Source organism: Caulobacter sp. 1776 (assembly GCF_040545685.1).
Lineage (GTDB): Bacteria > Pseudomonadota > Alphaproteobacteria > Caulobacterales > Caulobacteraceae > Caulobacter.
Map to the genome: position 1 here is coordinate 83,079 of NZ_JBEPMI010000002.1, position 19,358 is coordinate 102,436.

The window sequence follows — 19,358 nt, forward strand, 5'->3', positions numbered from 1 at the left end:
TTCCGGGCAACCCGTATTCGGTCCCGCTTGGAACATCGGTCGTCGCCAGCGGTTTTCCGGGCTCAGCCCAGGAGCAAGCCATGGCCGACACCCAGACCCCCGAGTTCGAGAAGGCCGCCGATCAGGTCGCCGAGGTCGAACGCGCCATCCAGGCGCCTTTGGACGCCAAGGAAGAGCGCAGCTTCAAACCCAAGGACGAGCAGAAGGACGGCAAGGTCAGCCACGCCATGCAGGCCGGCGCCCGCCCCTACCCCGCCCCGCCATTCCCGGAGCAACACCAGGCCAAGCCGGGCGACGAGGCCGCCCTCGACCCGGCGCCGATGTACGACGCGCCCTTCTACAAGGGCTCGGGCAAGCTGGAGCACAAGGTGGCTCTGATCACCGGCGCCGACAGCGGCATTGGCCGGGCCGTGGCGGTGCTGTTCGCCCGCGAGGGCGCCGACATAGCCATCGCCTACCTCAACGAGGACAAGGACGCCAACGAGACCCGCCTGGCCGTCGAATTGGAAGGCCGCCGCGCCATCCTGCTGCCCGGCGACGTCGCCGACCCGGCCTACGCCAAGGCGGCGGTGGAAAAGACGGTGGCCGAGCTGGGCCGCCTCGACATCCTGGTCAACAACGCCGCCTTCCAGGAGCACGTCACCGCCTTCGAGGACCTGACCGAGGCGCACTTCGACCGCACCCTGAAGACCAACCTCTACGGCTATTTCCACATGGCCCAGGCGGCGGTGAAACACCTGCCCAACGGCGGTTCGATCATCAATACCGGCTCGGTCACGGGCCTGCTCGGCAACAAGGACCTGCTGGACTATTCGATGACCAAGGGCGGCATCCACGCCTTCACCCGGTCGCTGGCCACCCACCTGATCGACAAAGGCATCCGGGTGAACGCCGTGGCGCCGGGCCCGGTCTGGACCCCGCTGAACCCCGCCGACAAGCTGGGGCCGCAGGTCGCCGAATTCGGGGCCAAGACGCCGATGAAGCGGGCGGCGCAGCCCGAGGAGATCGCGCCGGCCTATGTCTTCCTCGCCTCGCCGCAGACCTCCAGCTACATCACCGGCGAGATCCTGCCGATCATCGGCGGCTATAGCGGCGGCTAGGCCGTAGAGACTGTCATCCCGGCCAAGCGCGAAGCGCGCCGAGCCGGGACCGCGGAAAAATCGACGTCTGCCGTGCTCCCGGCTCTTCGCTACGCTACGGCCGGGATGACAAATTGAATTGCGTGCTATGCCTTGGCTCCCAAAATGGAGTCGCAAATGGCCCGCCGCGTCGCCCTCGTCTCCCTGCTGGTCGCTGACTATGACGCGGCGATCGCCTTCTATGTCGGCAAGCTGGGCTTCACCCTGGTCGAGGACACCGACATGGGCGGCGGCAAGCGCTGGGTCGTGGTCTCGCCTGGAACCGACGGCACGGACTTCCTGCTGGCCCGCGCGGTCGGCGATCAGGCCGAGGCCATAGGCCGCCAGGGCGGCGGCCGCGTCTGGCTGTTTCTGCACACGGACGACTTCGAGGGCGACCACGCGCGCATGACCGCCGCCGGGGTGACGTTCCTCGAAGCGCCCCGCCACGAGGCCTACGGGACCGTCGCGGTGTTCGAGGATCTTTCCGGCAATCGCTGGGATCTGCTGCAACCCAAAAACTGAGACAACGATGACCCGCCTGCTGACCGTTATCGCGGCCGTGGCCGCCCTCGCCGCGCCCGTCGCCGCTCAAGCCGCGCCGCCTGTTGGCAAGACAGGCAAGATCCGCGTGCTCTACCTGGACCAGTCGGTCGGCTTCCGTCACAAGCCGGTCACGCGTCCCGAGAACAGCAACGGCCCGACCTTGTCCGAAGTGACTCTGGCCGAGATCGGCGCGAAGTCGGGCTTCACGGTCGAGTCGACGCAGGACGCCCGGGTGATCACGCCCGAGAAGCTGAAGGACATCGATGTCCTGGCCTTTTACACCACCGGCGAGCTGCCGATCCCAGCCGAAGCCTGGGCGGCGATCCAGACATGGGTCGAGAGCGGCAAGGGCGGCTTCATCGGCCTGCACAGCGCCACCGACACCCATTGGGACTATACGGGCCCGGGCCAGACCTACACCGCCTTCATCAATGGCAAGTTCGCCGGCCATCCGTGGACACAGGGCACGCCGATCACCGTGCAGGCGCTGGGCGGCAAGGACCCGGTCAACACCGCCTGGCCGGCTCGGTTCTCCTATGCCGAGGAGATCTATCAGTACTCGGACTACGACCCGGGCAAGGTCCGCGTGCTGCAGGCCCTGGACTTCACCGACATGGCTTTGAAGCGCCCCTGGTTCGTGCCGATCACCTGGACTCGCGAGATCGGCCACGGCCGGCTGTTCCAGACCAATCTGGGTCATACGCCCAGCACGTGGAGCGATCCGCGCTACCGCGCCCAGATCGTCGAGGCCGTGCGCTGGACCGCTCACCGCACGCCCGGGACCGCTAAGCCCAATCCCGACGAGCAGGCTCTGTGGGCGCTACGCTCTTTGCTGGCCTACGACGGCCGTCCCAAGGCCGAGGTCGAGGCGCGCCTCGCCAAGCTGGCCAAGGCCGACCCCGCCTGGCGGCGCGACGCCGCCGCCCGCACCGCCGCCCTGCGCCCGCTGTGGCCCGCCAAGCCGGACAGCGACAAGGCGCCGTTCGACGCGGCCTACAAGGCGGTGCTGGATGAGGTGCTGGCCAAGTCCAGCTGATCCGCCCCGAAGGCTTCGGCGGCGTAGGTCCGCAGCTGGGCGGCGATGTCGGCCGGCCAGTCCTGGATCCGCGCCTCGAAGCCCGCGTCGTCGCCGGCGAACAGCGACCGCATGGCCTCCTCGAAGCCCGGCAGGTTCCCACCGATCGCCGACGCGAAGCGATAGGTCGCCTCGCGGGCGGCGCGGATGCGGTCCGGTCCCTCGCTGGCCCGGCGGGCGGCCTCGACCAGCTTGCGCAGCGCCACCGACGCGCCGCCGGGCTGGCTGGCCAGCCAGTCCCAGTGACGCGGCAGCAGCGTCACCTCGCGCGCCGTCACGCCCAGCTTGGGCCGACCCCGTCCACGCGGAGCCTCGGCCGGAGGCGATAGGCGCAACGCCAGAGCGTCCGGCCCGCCGCTGAGATCGAAGTCGACCGAGCGGCCGTCGGGCCCGAAGATCAGGACGCCCGTCTCGCCGGCCAGTCTCTGAGCCGCCAAGGCGGCCTCCAGACGCGAGCCTGCAGCCACGCGCGCCTGACCGTGGAAGACGACGTACCGATCGGTCATCGATTCAGTCCCTTGGCGTTCAACGCCTCGATCCAATGCTGGCGCCGCTCTTTCAGCCGGCTGTCGCGTCCGAACCTGTCCAGCCCTTCGGTGTCGACCGCCTCGATCGGCTCGAAGGCGAAGGCGTCCGCGCCGTGCGCGTTCCAGGCGGCCTGCAAGCCCGGCTCGCGATGCGAGCCCTGGCGCAGCGAGAACCAGACGCCGTTCTGACGGGTGGAAAGGTCCGGCGTCGCGCCGACCCACACCTCGCCGCTCGCCGCGCAGCGCACGGCGTAGACGCCGGCCTCGACCTTGCGTTCCTTGTATGCGCGCAACAGCGCCTTGCGTCCGGACATGGCGAACCTCCCTAAGGGATTTTGAGCTCGCCTTTTACCCGGACGAAATATTAAGTCAATAATATCCGGGTAAATTACCCTTGAGTGGCGCGGTACGGGACGTAGCCGCGCTCGACCATCCGCCGCGTGGCCTCATAGACCGCCGACAGCTCATCATAGGCCGAGCGCAGGTGGGCCAGGCGCGCGACCTGGGCTTCGGAGAGGCTGGTTCCCGCCTCGGCCATCGACGCGGCCTCGGCCACCCAGCGAGCCCGCGCGGTGGCGGCGGCCAAGGCCAGGCGCTGGAACCGTTCGGCGTCGACGTGAGGGAGCGTCGCGCCCAATACCGCCTTGTTCGAAGCGTAGGCGGTGTAATCGATCTGCTCCAGATAGCCGCGCAGGCGGCGCTGGACCTGGGGATCGTCGTCGTTGGGCTCGAAGTGGTCGCCGGTGCGGCGGGTGCTGGAAGTCATGGTCGCCATGACGGTCTCCGATCCGGCCGAAAGCCGGCCGCTCGGAAAAAAGCATGCGCTCTACAGCTTAAGGACGGGTTGAGGTTACTCACCCGCCCTTTCCAGGCCCTAGAGCAGCTTGCGGAAGCTGATCCGCACCGTGCGACCCAGCGGGTCCAGATAGTCCCGCTGATAGGCTTGTGGCGTGACGCCGTTCTGGTCCTTGACCGCCTGCTTGGCGTCCAGGAGGTTGTCGAAGTTCAGGGACACCTGCGCGCCCTTCAGGATCGGGAATTGCTGGACGGCCTTCTTGCGCGCCGGCGCGTTGAAGTTGGCGAAGAGATTCACGTTCAGGGTCGCCAGGTCCGAGAAGTACAGCGTCTGGCCGCCGGTCGCGCCGCCATTGACCCAGGTCGAGGCCCGCCAGTTGCCAGCGACGCGCATGCCCAGGCCGTCCTTGAAGTAGTTGGCCTGGACCGAGACCTCGTGGCGCGCCTGGCCGCCGCGCGAGCCGATCGCCGAGCCGTCGAGTTGGTCGAGCACCGGCAGACCCTTGCGGACCGTGATCTCGTCGGTCAGGCGCCAGGTGTGGTAGACCGACAGCTGGAACAGGCCTTGGCCGGGCCGCATCATGCCCGGCGGGGGGCCACCGCCAGGACCGCCACCGCCACCGGGGCCGCCGCCCGGGCCGCCGAAGCGCATCATCCCGCCGCCGCCCGGGCCGCCGCCTGGACGACCGCCGCCGGGTCCGCCGATCACGCCCGGGGTCGGCTGACCGACGGGCCGGAACAGGTTGAAGCCCCAGCGGATATTCTCGCTCTCGGCGCTGGCGAAATTGACCGGCCGCGCGTCGATCGCCAGCAGGCGTCCGGTGGCGTCGCGGGTGAAGCGCTCCGGGAACGCGGCCTCGAGATCCGGCGTGATGGCCGGGAACGAGGAGATCATGTTCTTGGTCTGGGCCCGCGTGTAGGTCGCGTTGAAGGTGAGCTCGACCTTCTCGAACGGCTTGTAGTTCACGCCCAGCCGCTGGACCTGGCGATTGTCGTTGCGCAGGGTGGCGTTGCCGCCATCGGTGCGGTTGATGATCACCGTCTGGCCGGTCGTGAAGTCGAACACCGAGACGTTCGGGGTCACCACCACCGGATCGTTGATCTGGTTGGTCGAGGGCGCGCCCTCTTCGTCGGTGTAGCTGGCGATGAAGCTGATCGGCTTGAACGGCGACCAGTTCAGGCCGCCGCCCAGGGTAGTCAGCCCGCCCAGGTCCGACAGTTCCTCGTAGCCGAGGTTGAAGTTGGCCGAGAGGTCGCCGAACTTGGCCAGCACGTCCTGGCGGGTGCTGGTGAGCGGCAGGTTGAAGCTGGTCTGCACGCTCTCGCGGTTGCGGGTGATGTCCCGCGTCGTGGTCACGCCCGAGCGGACGGTCTTGGAATCGAGCGCACGAGTGTCGGCCCCGATCTTCAGGGTCGTTTGCAGGCCGCCGGCCGGCAGCCGGAAGAGGTCGCCGTTCAGCACGAACTCGGCGCTGGCCGAGGTCGAGACCGAATGGGCGGTGTCGGCGGCCGCGTTCTTGTACAGATTGGCCGGGATCACGCCGAACGGATTGACCGTCGGGTCGCCCGCCGCCACCGCGGCCTGAAAGGCCGAGGCGTCCAGACCGCGGCCCGTCGTCGTGTCGGTCTTGGTGCGGTCGAAATCGCCGGTGAAATTCCAGCGCCAGTCCTTGATCCGGCCGTTGGCCGCCATGCTGGCCTGGGTGCGCAGCGTGTCGACGTCGCGGGTCATCGCCCCCGGCGCGTCGATATAGCGATAGCCGGTCACGGCCTTCGAGAACGGCGAGAACGGGCTGCCGGCCGGCAGGATGAAGGTCACGCCCGGCAGGCCCAGCAGCGCATGGCTGCTGGTGTCCTCGATATTGCCGGTGAAGGTCACCTGGACCTGCTTGTTGATGTCGCGGGTCATCGAGCCGCGCAGCGTGCCCTTGTCCACCCGGTTCATCAGCGAGCGTGACGCGGTCAGATCGCCGGTGTTGTAGCGCCCCGCGCCGGCGGCGAAATCGGCCAAGCTGGCGCGCCCGACCAGGGCCGAGCTGGGCGCGCCGGCGAAGGTGACCGGGTTTCCGGCCAGGGCCGATAGCGCGGGATCGATCTCGGCCCCGCCCAGGCTGCTGATATTGCCGACCTTGTCGAACGGCTGGCCGTTGGGCGTGCGGACGATGTCGCGGTCGGTCTCCAGCAGATACGGATCGTGCTGCACCGAAACGTCGATGTTCCAGCGCTTGTCGCCGTTGATGTTCAGACGGTTGCCGTTGGCGCTGGGCACGACGCGGCCGCCGTCGGTGGCGACCGTGGCCGCCGCCTGGGTCATCAGGGCGTTGTAGTTCTTCTTGAGGATGATGTTCACGACCCGCTGGTCAGCCTTGTAGCCGTAGCTGAGCGCGACCTCCTCGGGGAACACCTGCCACTTCTCGATCGCCTCGGGCGGGATGCCCTGGATCTCCTGGAAACCCGAGATCCGGCGGCCGTTGATCAGCATGACCGGCCCGCTGCTGGCGTCGCGGCCGCGCGTGCTGGTGGTCTGGGGAGCCAGGATGTTCAGCAGCTCGACGACATTGGCCGCGCCCAGGCTCTGGATCTCCTCGGCGTTCAGCTCGAGGTCCGGCGGGATGTCGCTGTTGACCTTGCCGCGCTTCTCGGCCTCGATGGTCAGGCCATCGACCTCGGTGGGACCGTCGTCCTTGACCTGCGGCTTCTTCTGATCGGCTTCGGCGGCGACCTCGGCGGGCGCCGAGAGCGGCGCCGTAGCCGTCGTCGGGTCGAGCGCGGCGGCGGCCAGGCCGTACAGAAGCATGGTCGAAAGGGTCATATAGGCCCACGGAAACACGAGTGACGGGAAGCCTCGACGCTTCGTGGCGCCAACGCTGGGTTGATGCTCCTTACGAGCCCGCGACCTTCACCGCAACGCCCCCCGGAATTAAGAAACGGCAATGCAGCATAAACCGCACACTGGTGTGTCCCGCTGCGCTTATCTTGCGCTCAAGCATTGAAATAACGTCACATTTTCGTCGATCACGTGTGGCCGTCGAAACGATGTTGCAAGCAGGACATAAAGCTCGCGCCCTGTCATGGCGCGTCCCAGATGGCGGGGTTTGGGCGTCGCTCGGCGGCCCGGCGCGCGAGCGACGCAACCCTGGGACGTCAGCGCTCGATGAAGGCCTGGAAGCCGCCGAAGATCATCCGCTTGCCGTCGAACGGCATGTTGGCCATGTCGCCTTTCATGCGCTCGTCGGCCATCACCTTGGCCATGACCTCGTCACGGCTGGCGCGATCCTTGTAGGTGACCCATGAGAAGATCACGACCTCGTCTTCGGCCAGCTGGACCGCGCGCGGGAACGAGGTGAGCTCGCCATAGGGCACGTCGTCCGCGACGCATTCCACATAGGACAGGGCGCCGTGCTCCATCCAGACGTCGCCGCCCTTCTGGGCCAGCGCCTTGTAGGCGTCCAGCTTGTCCTTCCGGACCGGGACCAAGAAACCGTCGACATAGGCCATGACGTCCTCCTTCTGCGTCGTCGTTGACGCACAAGGACGTACGAGCCGGCGTGGTTCCGACATCCTATCCGCCGGTCTGGCGGATTTTCTCGATCAGGGCCTGGATGGCCTTGGCGTGACCACCGGCCAAGTCGCCGTCTGGAAAGATCGTCATGGGAATATCGGGAGCCAGGCCCCGCCCCTCCAGGTCCTCGCCCTTCGGGCCCTTGTAGAGCTCGGCCGGCAGGGCCATCGCCCAGCCGTTCGGCAGCGGCTTGGGCAGCTGGTCCGAGAACGCCCCGCGGGTGGTCCCGCCCACCTGCTTCACATTGGGCAAGGCCTTCATCATCAGGGTGAAGGTCTCGCCGGCGCTGACGGTGACGTCGCTGGTCACCAGGTAGACGGGACCGGTGAAGCGCGCCCCGCTGGCCGGCTCGACGCGGACCGGCTGCGGCGACGCCTTGGCGCCGACGCCGACCTTGGAATAGGCCAGGACGGATTGATCGGCGAACCGCGCGGCGATCCGCTGGCTGATCGTGTCGTAGCCGCCCCGGTTGTTGCTGACGTCGACGATCACCGCCTTGGCGCCGGCGAAGGCCGCCATGGCCTCGTCCAGCACCGCGTCCAGCGGCCGGGGATCGTCCGGCGCGGCGTTGCGGGCGAAGGCGCCCATGGTCACCAGGTTCAGATAGCCGATGTCGTCGGCCCGTCCCCAGAAGATTCGGTTGTTGGCGGCCTGGCGACCTCGCCCGGCCAGGATCTGGGTCAAAATCCCTTCGCGATAGGCCTGCAGCCAGGCCTTCTCGCCGCCGACCGGATCCGCGGCGGCGACGCGGGCCAGGGTCGGCGAGACGCCAGGCTCCAGGTCGCGCTGCGCGCCGTCGACCATGCCGTGCAACTCGACGTGCGGATCGTCCAGACCCGCGATCAGGCCCGACAGCGCGGTCCACAGCTGGAAGTCGGTCGCTGTCGGCGAGACCTGGGCCAGGGCCGCGGCCTTGCGCGCCTTCCAGTCCAGCTTGCGCTCGGCCGAGCGCGGATAGAGCTCGGCGAAGGTGTCGGCGGCGAAGGCCACGACTCGATCGGGCGTCCAGCCGGCCGCGCTGATGCAGGCGTTGGGAAGGTTCGGCAGACGGTCGAACAGGTAGCGCGCGCCGTCGGCGTCGCCGGCCAGGGTGACCACGCCCTGCCCTTCCAAGCGCCAGACCGTCATGACCCCGTCGGGATCGGACTGCCGGCGCGGGTCGGGATAGCAGGCCTCGCCCGCCGTCTGGAACAGCTGCGCGCCGTCCGAGCCGAACTGCACGATCCAGCCGTAGCCGCGCGACTTCCACGCGCCGCGCAGCTCCGTCGCCACGGCCCCGCCCTTGGCCTGGACCGGCCAGAACGGACTTTCGGCCAGGGCGGGTGTCGAAAAGGCGAGGACAGCGGCGGTGGCCAGGAGACTCAAGCGTTTCATGGACGCGACGGTGGAGGCGTCACCGCCGCCGCGCCAGTGAAATCGCCGCGACGCCCGACGCTAGCGGAGCAGAACGGCCTGAGGGCCACGGCGCAGGGACCGCGGCAATTCAGGTCCGTAGCCGAACCGGACGACGAGATCGGGGCGTTTGGCCGGCTCACCCAGCCACGCGGCCATTCGGCGGCGCATCGACGGATCCTCGACCGGCTGGTTGAGGAAGGCCAACTTCAAGCCCGCGGCGGTCGCCGTCAGCGCGAACCGGGTGAAGGCTCGCCCGACGGCGATCCAGCTGGCGGGCGTCTCCGCTGAACCGGTGAAGATCACCGCGCCCGCCGAGCTCCTTACCCAGCCGGCGAGGCGGTCGGCTTCGCCCTGCTTCGTCATGACCATGTGCAGCAGCCGCTCGCCCAGCCAGCGCGGCGCCGTGAGGTTGCCGGAAGCGGCCGCGAACAGGCCGTCCCGCCGCGCCAAGGCTTCTTTGGCGTCGAAGCGGATCCAATCGGCGAGTTCGCGCATGAAGGCGGGATCGGCGAGTTGAGCGCTATTCCCGGCGACGATCATGTCCGTCAGGCGAGCCCGCTCGTCGGGCTCCAGCACCCATCGAAGCGCCACGTCCGGTCCGGCCGCGGCTTCAAGCCGACGAAGCGTGGCCGCGTCCACAAGTCTTCCGTCATAGTTAGTCCGCGTCGATGCGCGACGGGGAATGGCCTGGAAAAGAACGCCGGGGCGAGCCGGCGCGCTGGAGAACGCTATACGGACGCCGCCTCCCGGCAATATCTCCGGCTCGCCCGCCCAGCCATAGCCGAGCCCCGCCTGTAGCAGGGTCTCCAGGGCGCAGCCGAGGCTGACGAACAGGTGATGGTCGTCCGGATCCACCACCGGGGTCCGCCGCGAAAAGTCCGGTAGAATCTCGATCGCGCGAGGCTCGATCCTAAAGCGCCAGGGCTGGGTATTGTGCCCGTTCGCCGCCAGCGTCGCGGCATGGATCAAGGCGATCATCGGAACGCCGCCGCCGCCCGGGTCAGGCAGTCGCCAGAGATCCCGGGCCGCGCGGTCGTAACGGCTTTCACCGCCGGAACATCCCGCGACCAGCAGCGGCGTGGCGGCGATCAGGGCGCGGCGGGTGGGCATGGCGGCGGCTCCGAAAGCCTAAGCTGTAGCCGCCGCCGTCCGCCTCGCCTTGCGCAGCGTCAAGCCGCCTCTACTCGGTCTTCAGGTAGATTTCCGACCCCTGCTCGCGGAACTTCTCGCTCATCTCGGCCATGCCCAGTTCGGCGTTGTTCGGCGCGATGCCGGCCGCGAAGTCGCGGACTTCCTGGCTGATCTTCATCGAGCAGAACTTGGGGCCGCACATCGAGCAGAAGTGGGCGGTCTTGTGCGCTTCCTTCGGCAGGGTCTCGTCGTGGAACTTGCGGGCCGTTTCCGGATCGAGGCCCAGGTTGAACTGGTCCTCCCAGCGGAACTCGAACCGCGCGCGGCTGATGGCGTCGTCCCACATGGCCGCGCCGGGGTGACCCTTGGCGAGGTCGGCGGCATGGGCGGCGAGCTTGTAGGTGATGACGCCGGTCTTGACGTCGTCGCGGTCCGGCAGGCCCAGATGCTCCTTGGGCGTGACGTAGCAGAGCATCGCCGTGCCGAACCAGCCGATCATCGCCGCGCCGATCGCCGAGGTGATGTGGTCGTAGCCAGGCGCGATGTCCGTGGTCAACGGACCGAGGGTGTAGAACGGGGCCTCGTGGCAGTGCTTCAGCTGCTCGTCCATGTTGGCCTTGATCTTGTGCATGGCCACGTGACCCGGCCCTTCGATCATCACCTGGACACCGTGCTTCCAGGCCACCTTGGTCAGCTCGCCCAGGGTGCGCAGCTCCGAGAACTGGGCCTCGTCATTGGCGTCGGCGGTCGAGCCCGGACGCAGGCCGTCACCCAGCGAGAACGACACGTCGTAGGCGCGCATGATCTCGCAGATGTCCTCGAAGCGCTCGTAGAGGAAGTTCTCCTTGTGGTGGGCCAGGCACCACTTGGCCATGATCGAGCCGCCGCGCGAGACGATGCCCGTGACCCGCTTGGCGGTCATCGGGATGAACGGCAGGCGCACGCCGGCGTGGATGGTGAAGTAGTCGACGCCCTGCTCGCACTGCTCGATCAGGGTGTCGCGGAAGACCTCCCAGTTCAGGTCCTCGGCCACGCCGTTGACCTTCTCCAGGGCCTGGTAGATCGGCACGGTGCCGATCGGGACGCTCGAGTTGCGGATGATCCAGTCGCGGATGTTGTGGATGTTGCGACCGGTCGACAGGTCCATGACCGTGTCGGCGCCCCAGCGCGTGGCCCAGACCAGCTTGTCGACCTCGTCGGCGACGGTGGAGAGCACGGCGGAGTTGCCGATGTTGGCGTTGATCTTGACCAGGAAGTTGCGGCCGATCGCCATCGGCTCCAGTTCGCCGTGGTTGATGTTGGCCGGGATGATGGCGCGGCCGCGGGCCACTTCCTGGCGCACGAACTCGGGCGTCACGAAGTCCGGGATCGAGGCGCCGAAATCCTCGCCGTCGCGCACGCACGGACGATCCTGCTCGCGGCGCAGGTTCTCGCGGATGGCCACATATTCCATTTCGGCGGTGATGATCCCGGCGCGGGCGTATTCCAGCTGGGTGACCAGCTTGCCGGGCTTGGCGCGGTAGATCGTGCGGCCTTGATCGGGGAACTCGGGAGCCAGGTGCTTGCCCTGGGCGAAGCCGTTGTCCTCGGGCTTCACCTGGCGGCGATCGGTGACGATCTCGACGTCGCCGCGCGCCACGACGAAGGCCTCGCGGGTGCGCGGCAGGCCCTTCTCGATGTCGATGGCGACGGTCGGATCGCTGTAGGGACCCGACGGGTCGTAGATGGTCACCGGCGGCTCGTTGGCCGACGGGTGGACGGCCACCTCGCGGAACGGCACGCGCAGCTCGGGGAACAGCTCGCCGGCCTGATAGACCTTGCGCGAACCGGGGATCGGGCCGGTCGAGATGGTCTCGGCGACGGCCTTGATGGTGGTCTGGACGTTCATATCGGGCGCTCCTCAAGCGATAAGGAGACCCGGACGTGTCGTGCTTGGATCGGTCTGACGAACGGAAACCAGGCCCCGTTCGCGTTCCCTCCCTTCGCCGGCATGACCCGGATCAGGTTCTACGGGTCAGGGCGGAAGCCCAATCTCAGCCGCGCGAGCGACCCCCCGGTGAACAGAAGGCGGACACTAGGCCGGTTGACGGGTAGGTCAAGGCGCAAAGGCCGGGCGACGTGACAGGGAATTCACTTGCCGTCGGCGCGCCCCGGCCGACGATCAGGGACCGTCGTGCTTTCGGAGATCCGTCCATGGCCTTCCGTCGTTTGGCCCTGCCCGCCCTCTGCGTCCTGCTCGCCACGCCCGCCCTGGCGCAGGAGACCTATCCGAAAAAGATCCCCGCTCCCGGCGGCGAGGTGATCATTCCGACGGCGCGGTCCCAGAAGTCCTATGACGAGATCAAATACGCCGCAGCCCGCCGGGTCGGCGACATGCTGTACGTTTCGGGCGTCATCGTCGGCCGGGCTCCGGACGAGGGCTCGGATCCGGAGTCGTTCAAGACGCAGGTTCGCCGCGCCTTCACCAGCCTGGACAACACCCTCAAGGCCGCCGGGACCAGCTTCGACAACGTGGTGATGATCAACAGCTTCCACGTCTGGGAGGGCCCCGATCAGCCCGCCCCGCGCCGGGAGCAGCTGAACATGATCAACGCCGTGAAGAGCGAGTTCATCAAGGGTCCCAACCCCGCCTGGACGGCCGTGGGCACGACGGGTCTGCTGGCGCCCGGCGGGATCGTCGAGATCCAGGTGATCGCCTACGTCCCGTCGAAATAGGCGCTACAGCCGCGACGCCGCGAAGGTGTCGCAGGCCGACGGGTCGCCGTTGTCGTAACCCCGCGTGAACCAGCGCATCCGCTGGGCGCTGCTGCCGTGGGTGAAGCTATCGGGCACGACCTGGCCCTGCGTCTGCTTCTGGATGGTGTCGTCGCCGACCGCCGCCGCCGCGCCCAGGCCATCCTTGATGTCGGCGCGGTTGATGACGATCCGGCCGCCCGAGGCCTCGCCCGCGTGGGCGGCCCAGACACCAGCGTAGCAGTCGGCCTGCAGCTCCAGCCGCACCGAACCGCTCTCCTCGCCCCGCGCGCCGAGGCGGCGGGCCTGCTGGTCCGCGCCCAGCAGGTGCTGCACGTGGTGGCCGATCTCGTGGCTGATCACATAGGCGCGGGCGAACTCGCCCTGGGCGCCGAAGCGGGTTTCCAGCTCGCTCCAGAACGACAAGTCCAGATAGACCTTCTGGTCGGCCGGGCAATAGAACGGCCCCATCGCCGACTGACCGGTACCGCAGCCGGTGCCGGTGGCCTGCTTGTAGAGCACGATCGCCTCGGGCGGCCGGTACTCGACGCCTTCGTTGCGGAAGATCGGCGTCCAGACCTCGCGGTTGGAGGTCTCGATCACATCGACGAATTGGCCTTCCTTGTCAGTGACCTCGCCGCGCGCACCTTCCTGCTGGGCGGGCTGTTGCAGGCCCTGCGTCGCCTCCATCGTGCTGCGCGGATCGATGCCGAACACGAAATAGCCGATGGCGGCCAACACCACCGCGCCGATACCGCCGCCGGCGATGCCGACCGGGCCAAGCCCACGTCGGTCCTCGATGTTGCCGGACCGGCGACCGCCTTCCCACTCCATGAGATCCTCAATCCTTCTTGCTGGTGTTCTGGCGCTCGCTGGCGGGTCGGATGGCCAGCATGCGGGCATTGCTCTGCGCCAACGCATCCTGCGTCAGGCGCTCCATCCGGTCCATGGATCTTGCGAGATCGGCGTCGCGACGGGCGACGTCGTCAAGCGGTCTCGCTGGAGGAACGGTCAGCGACCGCAGGCTCGGCGCGCCGGTCCGCTGGGCGTCGAGATCGCGCAGTCGCAGCTCCGTCCGCGCCCGTTCGTTGGCGTTGGAGGTCTCGATCTGGCTGGACAGCAGATCGCGTCGCGCGTCTTCCAGCGCGTGGGCGGCGGCGTTGCGAGCCTGGATGTCGCGCAGGTCTTGAGCGCGCGCGCTGGCCATGCTCAGCGCCGCCAGGCTGACCGACAACAGAAGCACCGCGCGCGTCATCGAACACTCCTCACCCGGAACGACCGACGACGCGCCCGGCGTCGCTTCCCTTGGGACCTAGGGCCGCTTGACGGTGAAACGCGCGAGTTCGGTCTTCGGCGCCGGCCAGTCGGGCTTCAGTTCAGCCGCCCGCGAATAGTCCTTGTAGGCCGCCTGCAGGTCGCCCAGGCCCTCATTGGCCAGACCGCGGTTGAAGAAGGCCTTCTCCGGGTCCTTGACGCCCAGGGTAAGCCCCTTGTCGATCTGCTCGACGCCCTCGCGGTAGCGCTCCTCGCCGACATAGGTCGCGCCACGGTTCACATAGGCCTCGCCCAGGTTCGGATCGATCGTGGCGGCTTGGTCGAAATCGGCGCGCGCCGCGGGAAAATCGCGCTGCCGAAGTTGCAGTACGCCCCGGTTCACATAGGTGCGGGCGCGGTCGCGGAAGTTCAGGTTTTCGACCTCCAGCGCCGTGGTGCACGCCAGCACCGCGCGGTTGTCGGTGCGGCCCTTCAAGGCCGCGTCGGAACACTCCTGGGCCGAGCCGCTGCCGATCACCAGGGTCGAGGCGCCGGCCGCTCCGGCGGCGCTGAACAAAGCCGCCGCGCAAAGGGCGGCGAACGGGATCATTCGGGTCATGTCTTCCTCCCTGGAACCGATCGTATGTCCGTCGGCCCTCCGGCCTCATCATACCACCACTGGCCCGGAGGTTCATGTCCGTCGACGACATCCGCGCAAGAGCGGACATTGCATATTTAAGGTTGCGAAATACATTTCCGCCGACCACCATCCCGACAGAACCCATATGGATGTGATCCCATGATGTTGTCCGTCATGTTCGCCTTCGCCATGGCGGGAGCGCCTCCGCAGAGTGCTTCCGAGGCCAATGAAGTCGCGCCAGCGATCATCCAGCCGCGCCGTGGCTGGGGCGGCGCCGTGCCCTCGGACCTGGAGATCGAACGGCAGCTGGATGTCTTGCTAAAGGAGCAGCCGGACAGGGTGATCTGCGTGCGCCTCGTCAGGGGGGACTCGCGACTGCCTCATGAGGCCTGCAAGACCTTACGCGGCTGGTACGACTTCGAAACCGACCGGGGCAAGGAAGGCCAGGTTCGCGACGTCATCGCGATCCTCAAGCACTCCCCGCGCGGCGGCGACGAGGTCGGCGGCAGGATCGGCGCGGCGCCATATGAGCTGATCGAGATGATCAAGGATCGCTATCGCAGCCCCACGGCCCGCAACCAGGCCGCTCAGCGGGCCAAGGCGCGCGTGGCGCCCCGGCGCTCGCCGGCTGATCCGCCAGTCTCCAACCCGTAGGCCGAGACTCCGCGGTCGCGCTTGGCGCTGGCCGTGCTAACAGAGGCGGCGACTCTGTCAGGGACCGTCGCCGTCATGCATCTCGCCCGCTTTCCTCGCGCCCGCTTCGCCCACCTGCCGACGCCGCTGGAGCCCCTGCCCCGCCTGGGCGCGGAACTCGGCATCGATCTCTGGGTCAAGCGCGACGACTGCACCGGCCTGGCCGGCGGCGGCAACAAGACCCGCAAACTCGAGTTCCTGCTGGGCGAAGCCCTGGCCCAGGGCGCCGACACCCTGGTGACCCAGGGCGCGGTGCAGTCCAACCATGTCCGCCAGACCATCGCCGCCGGCGCCCGCTTCGGCCTGAGGACCGAGGTGATCCTGGAGGAGCGCACCGGCTCGAAGGCCAGCGACTACATGGGCAACGGCAATGTGCTGCTGGACAAGCTGATGGGCGCGGCGATCCGTTACGTCCCCGGCGGTACGGACATGGTCGCCGAGCTGGAGAGCACCGCTGAAAGTGTCCGCCAGCGCGGCGGCAAGCCCTATGTCATCCCGGGCGGCGGCTCGAACACGATCGGCGCGTTGGGCTATGTGGACTGCGCCCGCGAACTGGTGGTCCAGGCCGACCAGATGGACCTGAAGCTCGACCGCCTGGTCACCGCCACCGGCAGCGCCGGCACGCATGCCGGCCTCGTCGCCGGCTTCGCGGCGCTGTCGGTCGACATCCCGATCCTGGGTTTCGGCGTCCGGGCGCCCAAGGCCAAGCAGGAAGAGAACGTCTTCAACCTGGCCGTCGCCACCGCCGAAACCATCGGCGCGGCCGACCGCGTCAAGCGCGAGAGGGTGGTGGCCGACTGCGACTATGTCGGCGAAGGCTACGGCCTCGTGGACCAGGCCGTGATCGACGCCCTGGCTCTGGCCGCTCGCACCGAAGGCCTGCTGCTGGATCCCGTCTATTCGGGCAAGGCGATGAAGGGCTTGATCGATCAGGCGCGCAAGGGCGCCTTCAAGGGCGAGCGGGTCGTGTTCCTGCACACCGGCGGAGCCCAAGGTCTGTTCGGCTATCAGAGCGTGCTGGAGCCCGCCCTCTAATGAGCAAGACCCCTGACAGCAAGGTTTTGGGCGTCCTGGGCGGCATGGGTCCGGCCGCCACTCTGGACTTCCTGGCCAAGCTGCAGGCGGCCACGCCGGTCAAGCGCGAGCAGGACCATCTGCGCGTGCTGGTCGACATCAATCCCAAGGTCCCGGACCGCAATGTCAGCACGTCCGACCCCGGTCCGGTGCTGGCGGCGATGGCGGCCGGCCTGCGCGACAGCGGGGCCGAGGTCCTGGCCATCGCCTGCAACACCGCCCACGCCTATGCCGAGAACGTTCGCGCCGCGGGCCTGCCCCTGGTCGACATGCTGGAGACGGCCGGCCTCGCCGCCCAGGCCAAGGGCGCGAGCGTCGTCGGCGTCCTGGGCACCAGCCTGGCCCTTGGCCTCTATCGCGACCGCTTCTCGCACATGGGGCTGGAGGTGGTGATGTTGGACGACCACGAGCAGGTCGAGTTCATGGCCCTGCTTTACCGGATCAAGCAGGGCGATATCGGCGCGGCCTCCCGCGAGACCATGGCCGCCCTCGCCCACCGCCTGGTCGGCAAGGGCGCGCAGAGCGTGGTGGCGGGTTGTACGGAAGTGCCGTTGGTGCTGAGCGCGGCGGACCTGTCGGTCCCTTTCCTGGATGCGACGGAAGAGTTGGCGCGCCGCTGCGTGGCGGTCTGCCTCGGCGAAATCAGCGCGTAAGCGTCGGCCGGGCGTCTTCGCCGCAGGCGTCGAACAGGCCCATCAAGGCCGCCGCGCCGCGCGAGGCTTGCGCCATGCGCAGCAGCGCCGCGCGAGCATGCGCGTTGTCGGCGATCTCGGCCTGTCGCTCGAGATGCTCCGCTTCAACGATATGATCGTTACGGTTCCCCATGGCGCAAACGTTTACAGGAGATGAACGGGCCCGCCATGCGACCGCTGGACGCACAGCGCACGTTGTTCGAGGAATAGTGTGCGCCCGATTGTCACAGAATGTAAAAGTCTGAGTATTGAACCAAATGAAAACGCCCCCGGACCTGCTGGTCCGGGGGCGTCGTCCTGTTCCCCAACAGGACGGCGTCGGCGGCGCTGAACTTCGAGCGCGGCGGCGTCGCCTCAGAAACTTGATGACCCTCATTTCGCCGAACGCGGATCGACAGGCAACGCGTCCGCCTGTCGCAGGCCCCATTCTGGGGACAAAGCCAAGCTAGAAATCGTTTGCGATCAAAGGTCTTGCGCGCGCGCGCCGCTCAGACCGCGACGAGCCGCCGCAGTTGGCGGGGCGAAGAGAGACTGGGGACAAGAATGGATGACCAACCCCAAGCGCCGAGACCATGTCGGCGCTACGTCACGGCCTAGCTCAGGCGGTCAGACGCATCTCGGCCGGGGTCACTTCGGCCAGCAACCGACCGAGCGCGTACTGATAGACCGCGATGTCCTTCTGGTTCCGCCAAACCAATTCGCGATAGGCCCCGGGGCCCAGGACCGCCTCCGCCGAATCCTCGGCGCGCGTGACATTCAAGCGCTGGACGGTCGACACCCGTCCGTCGAAAGCGATGTCCGCCCAGGCCAGCGACTCGTAAGGGTGCTCGCAGACATAGAACCAGACCATGCGATCGATCAGCGTCCTAGCGGCGCGCAGGTCGCGCTCATAGGCCGACGACCAACCCGATCCCGTCAGCTGACGGAAATGATGATCGCTGGTATGCAACAACACGGCAGGATCGTCGCAAGTCACGAAGTCATCCAGCGACAGGCTCTTGGCCAATCGAACGGCCGTAAAACGCGGGTCGCGGGCCTGGACGTCGGTCAGCTCGACCACGTGCCGGAAATAGCGATAGACGGACACCACGCGGTCGATCGGCCAGCGGAAGTTGGTCGCGATCGGCAGACGCCCGCCGACGGCTTCATAGATGTCGAGGCCGTAGTGACCCGCGTAGAGGTCGTAACCTCGGAACACCTCATATCGACCCGCGCGTATCTCATGCTCGGTCGCGTCGTTCTCTATGCGAGGACAGCGCCTCTGGGCAGGGAACAGTCGGCTCAGCGCATCGACAACCGAAGTGCCGCCGGCCTTCGGGTTGTGAAAGAAGAACAGTGTTTCGACCATGGAGTGCCTCGAAACCTTGAAGTCAGCGCCCGTTGCCAAGCTAAACGAGCGAGCCTCACCATTCCGTCGCAGATCAAAAAGAATCCATGGTTAACGTCGTCGTTCCCATGCCTGTTCAGAAACGATCGACCAAAAAATGCGGCACTCGGTCGTGACACAAATCCCGGAGGTCAAGAAAAACCATTGTTATCTGGAAAGAACGAATACTGGCCAACCCCATCCTGACACCGGTTTCCAGCGCCTCTTACTTGCCGGCGCATCGTAGGTTCACCGGCGTCTTTGGCGTACCCTTGCGTATGAAGGCCTTCGGAATCGGTCAATCCGCGGTCAAATGGTGGTCGTGGAGCGCGGCCGCCAACAAGGGCCCGCGGCCGCCCCCCGCTCGATCTTCAGACCGCCCCGATCGCCGGAAGCGGTGCGGCCGACGGGCTCACCACATGGACGCTAGGAGACCGCGCGGCCCAGCGCGGCGCGCACCACCCCAGGCGCGTGGTCGATAACCCGCAGATAGGCGGTCAGGGCGGCGTCGGGCCGGGCGTCGCCGTGCTCGAGGTCTTCCAGCAGCGTCAGGTCGATGTGGAACGCCTCGGCGAACTCGGCCTGAGATAACCCGGTGCGCCAGCGGACCGCCTGGACCAGGGCGCGGGCGGACCGCGCACGGGCGGGCGTGGCGGCTTCGTCGATCGCGGGGTCGGCGGGTCGGGTCATCATCGGTACGCTCCTGGGCTGAAGCGTGGCAGCCGAAAGTGTGGGCGGTTTCGGCGTCTGCCACGCT

Annotated in this window: 21 protein-coding genes and 1 riboswitch; of the genes, 7 read left to right on the top strand and 14 right to left on the bottom strand. The window is 67.7% G+C overall.

Translation table 11 applies throughout. The annotated features are described in order from the left end of the window. Positions 1-80 precede the first annotated feature (80 nt). The 3 genes from ABIC66_RS05800 to ABIC66_RS05810 all read left to right on the top strand — a co-directional run bounded on the left by ABIC66_RS05800 (position 81) and on the right by ABIC66_RS05810 (position 2,700). On the top strand, positions 81-1,100 hold the full coding sequence (locus ABIC66_RS05800) for an SDR family oxidoreductase (protein ID WP_354068473.1): 1,020 nt from the start codon (positions 81-83) through the stop codon (positions 1,098-1,100). 156 nt (positions 1,101-1,256) lie between these two features. Beyond that, a complete protein-coding gene (locus ABIC66_RS05805) occupies positions 1,257-1,643 on the top strand; it encodes a VOC family protein (protein WP_354068474.1) in 387 nt (128 codons plus the stop codon). 7 nt (positions 1,644-1,650) lie between these two features. Continuing rightward, a complete protein-coding gene (locus ABIC66_RS05810) occupies positions 1,651-2,700 on the top strand; it encodes a ThuA domain-containing protein (RefSeq protein ID WP_354068476.1) in 1,050 nt (349 codons plus the stop codon). Here the strand turns inward: ABIC66_RS05810 and ABIC66_RS05815 are convergent. From ABIC66_RS05815 to thiC, 8 genes are all read right to left on the bottom strand, one after another. Then, positions 2,658-3,245 (bottom strand): DUF2239 family protein, encoded by a 588-nt coding sequence (locus ABIC66_RS05815; protein ID WP_354068478.1) that lies wholly within the window; start codon positions 3,243-3,245, stop codon positions 2,658-2,660. The two genes, ABIC66_RS05810 and ABIC66_RS05815, sit on opposite strands and share 43 nt — an antisense overlap. Further along, positions 3,242-3,580, bottom strand: a complete 339-nt coding sequence (locus tag ABIC66_RS05820) for a GIY-YIG nuclease family protein (RefSeq protein ID WP_354068480.1) — start codon at positions 3,578-3,580, stop codon at positions 3,242-3,244. The genes ABIC66_RS05815 and ABIC66_RS05820 overlap by 4 nt, the downstream gene beginning before the upstream one ends. Before the next feature lie 74 nt (positions 3,581-3,654). Then, positions 3,655-4,041, bottom strand: coding sequence for a hypothetical protein (locus tag ABIC66_RS05825; protein ID WP_354068482.1), 387 nt, complete (start codon positions 4,039-4,041; stop codon positions 3,655-3,657). A 99-nt stretch (positions 4,042-4,140) separates the two neighbouring features. Continuing rightward, complete coding sequence (locus tag ABIC66_RS05830; RefSeq protein ID WP_354068484.1) at positions 4,141-6,873, bottom strand: TonB-dependent receptor; 2,733 nt, start codon at positions 6,871-6,873, stop codon at positions 4,141-4,143. A 332-nt stretch (positions 6,874-7,205) separates the two neighbouring features. Further along, positions 7,206-7,559, bottom strand: coding sequence for a DUF1428 domain-containing protein (locus tag ABIC66_RS05835; protein ID WP_354068486.1), 354 nt, complete (start codon positions 7,557-7,559; stop codon positions 7,206-7,208). 64 nt (positions 7,560-7,623) lie between these two features. Next, positions 7,624-8,997, bottom strand: coding sequence for a S41 family peptidase (locus tag ABIC66_RS05840; protein WP_354068488.1), 1,374 nt, complete (start codon positions 8,995-8,997; stop codon positions 7,624-7,626). Between the two features lie 60 nt (positions 8,998-9,057). Next, positions 9,058-10,128: an Acg family FMN-binding oxidoreductase gene (locus ABIC66_RS05845; RefSeq protein ID WP_354068489.1), complete on the bottom strand. Its 1,071-nt coding sequence runs from the start codon at positions 10,126-10,128 to the stop codon at positions 9,058-9,060. Between the two features lie 70 nt (positions 10,129-10,198). Then, complete coding sequence (gene thiC, locus ABIC66_RS05850; protein ID WP_354068491.1) at positions 10,199-12,037, bottom strand: phosphomethylpyrimidine synthase ThiC; 1,839 nt, start codon at positions 12,035-12,037, stop codon at positions 10,199-10,201. A 72-nt stretch (positions 12,038-12,109) separates the two neighbouring features. Next, positions 12,110-12,215, bottom strand: a riboswitch (TPP riboswitch). A gap of 127 nt (positions 12,216-12,342) precedes the next feature. Between thiC and ABIC66_RS05855 the strand changes: the two genes are divergently transcribed. Then, entirely contained in the window at positions 12,343-12,864 is a 522-nt protein-coding gene (locus tag ABIC66_RS05855) for a RidA family protein (protein WP_354068493.1), read from the top strand. A 3-nt stretch (positions 12,865-12,867) separates the two neighbouring features. On the opposite strand, the gene ypfJ is transcribed toward ABIC66_RS05855, so the two are convergent. The 3 genes from ypfJ to ABIC66_RS05870 are packed head-to-tail and all read right to left on the bottom strand — an operon-like array spanning position 12,868 to position 14,755. Next, entirely contained in the window at positions 12,868-13,716 is an 849-nt protein-coding gene (gene ypfJ, locus ABIC66_RS05860; protein WP_354068494.1) for a KPN_02809 family neutral zinc metallopeptidase, read from the bottom strand. A gap of 7 nt (positions 13,717-13,723) precedes the next feature. Next, positions 13,724-14,137, bottom strand: a complete 414-nt coding sequence (locus ABIC66_RS05865; protein ID WP_354068496.1) for a hypothetical protein — start codon at positions 14,135-14,137, stop codon at positions 13,724-13,726. 57 nt (positions 14,138-14,194) lie between these two features. Then, positions 14,195-14,755 (bottom strand): tetratricopeptide repeat protein, encoded by a 561-nt coding sequence (locus ABIC66_RS05870; RefSeq protein WP_354068497.1) that lies wholly within the window; start codon positions 14,753-14,755, stop codon positions 14,195-14,197. 180 nt (positions 14,756-14,935) lie between these two features. Here ABIC66_RS05870 and ABIC66_RS05875 point away from each other — a divergent pair, with 180 nt between their 5' ends. From ABIC66_RS05875 to cuyB, 3 genes are all read left to right on the top strand, one after another. Continuing rightward, positions 14,936-15,430 carry a hypothetical protein gene (locus tag ABIC66_RS05875; RefSeq protein WP_354068499.1) on the top strand — a complete coding sequence of 165 codons (495 nt, stop codon included), beginning with the start codon at positions 14,936-14,938 and terminating at the stop codon, positions 15,428-15,430. Positions 15,431-15,505: 75 nt separating this feature from the next. Next, positions 15,506-16,504 (top strand): D-cysteate sulfo-lyase, encoded by a 999-nt coding sequence (cuyA, locus tag ABIC66_RS05880; protein ID WP_354068500.1) that lies wholly within the window; start codon positions 15,506-15,508, stop codon positions 16,502-16,504. After that, complete coding sequence (gene cuyB, locus ABIC66_RS05885; RefSeq protein ID WP_354068502.1) at positions 16,504-17,196, top strand: cysteate racemase; 693 nt, start codon at positions 16,504-16,506, stop codon at positions 17,194-17,196. The genes cuyA and cuyB overlap by 1 nt, the downstream gene beginning before the upstream one ends. Here the strand turns inward: cuyB and ABIC66_RS05890 are convergent. The 3 genes from ABIC66_RS05890 to ABIC66_RS05900 form a co-directional block, all read right to left on the bottom strand. Further along, the gene (locus ABIC66_RS05890; RefSeq protein WP_354068504.1) at positions 17,186-17,368 is read right to left on the bottom strand and encodes a hypothetical protein; all 183 of its coding nucleotides are present in this window, start codon (positions 17,366-17,368) and stop codon (positions 17,186-17,188) included. The genes cuyB and ABIC66_RS05890 overlap by 11 nt on opposite strands. 465 nt (positions 17,369-17,833) lie before the next feature. Then, on the bottom strand, positions 17,834-18,583 hold the full coding sequence (locus ABIC66_RS05895; protein WP_354068506.1) for a hypothetical protein: 750 nt from the start codon (positions 18,581-18,583) through the stop codon (positions 17,834-17,836). A 444-nt stretch (positions 18,584-19,027) separates the two neighbouring features. Continuing rightward, a complete protein-coding gene (locus ABIC66_RS05900) occupies positions 19,028-19,294 on the bottom strand; it encodes a helix-turn-helix domain-containing protein (RefSeq protein ID WP_354068508.1) in 267 nt (88 codons plus the stop codon). Positions 19,295-19,358: the final 64 nt, after the last annotated feature.